Below are 672 nucleotides of genomic sequence, written 5' to 3'. Positions count from 1 at the left end.
CTGAAACCGCGTCACGACCTCAGACTCTCAGCGCGCCGCCGAACTATTTGTCAGACACGCCCTAGGCGCTGCTGTGCGCGGATGGCGCGGGCCTGGACCTTCTGGAACTCCTCCGCAACCTCGGTTGGAGACGCGCCCCGGGCCAGCCGCTCGGCCAGGCCGTTCAGCGCCTCGGTGATCTCGCCCGCCTCGCGCACCCGTTCATCGTGGCGCGGGATCGTGCGACGCGCGTTCTCGATCAGGCCCTGCTCCACGAATCGCACTCGATCGAACGCTGCTCGGTCGACGGCGTCGATCATCCGCCGCTCGGTCTCCGCGTTGGGGTAGGTCGCCTCGCGCACGCGGATTCGCACCGCGTCCAGCGAGTCGGGGCCAATGGTGACGACGGGGCCACCGGTCTGCATCTCGAACTCAGGCATGTTGTCCTCCTTGTCTCAGAAGTTGCGACGCTTGTTGCTGTCGACGGTGGCGCGGATACGGCTGCGGGTCGCGGCGTGGCGATCCTCAGCGGCGAAGGCGCGCCCGAACTGCTCCACGGTCTGGTCGAGCGCGGCGTCGAGCTGCTGGGCGGTCGCGGTGATGCGTCGGGCGGCGTTGTCGAGCTGCCCGCTCACGCCGAACCCCACGGCGGGGTACTTCGGCAGGTCGGCCGGGGTGATCTTCATCGGTGTT

The 672-nt window shown here is 68.8% G+C and carries 2 protein-coding genes; both read right to left on the bottom strand.

The window, feature by feature from the left end; genetic code table 11:
- Positions 1-50: 50 nt before the first annotated feature.
- Positions 51-419, bottom strand: coding sequence for a hypothetical protein (locus ABD161_RS11495; protein ID WP_344002895.1), 369 nt, complete (start codon positions 417-419; stop codon positions 51-53).
- 15 nt (positions 420-434) lie between these two features.
- Positions 435-672: hypothetical protein (locus ABD161_RS11490; RefSeq protein WP_344002892.1), on the bottom strand; the 238-nt coding region annotated here is incomplete at its 5' end.

The sequence above is a fragment of the Microbacterium paludicola genome, assembly GCF_039529675.1.
Lineage (GTDB): Bacteria > Actinomycetota > Actinomycetes > Actinomycetales > Microbacteriaceae > Microbacterium > Microbacterium paludicola.
Note: the sequence above shows the minus strand (reverse complement) of the source record. Positions and strands in the feature narration are given on the sequence as shown.

Excerpts from the sequence above, each read along its gene's own strand:
- ABD161_RS11495 (WP_344002895.1), bottom strand. The coding sequence starts at position 419 with ATGCCTGAGTTCGAGATGCAGACCGGTGGCCCCGTCGTCACCATTGGC.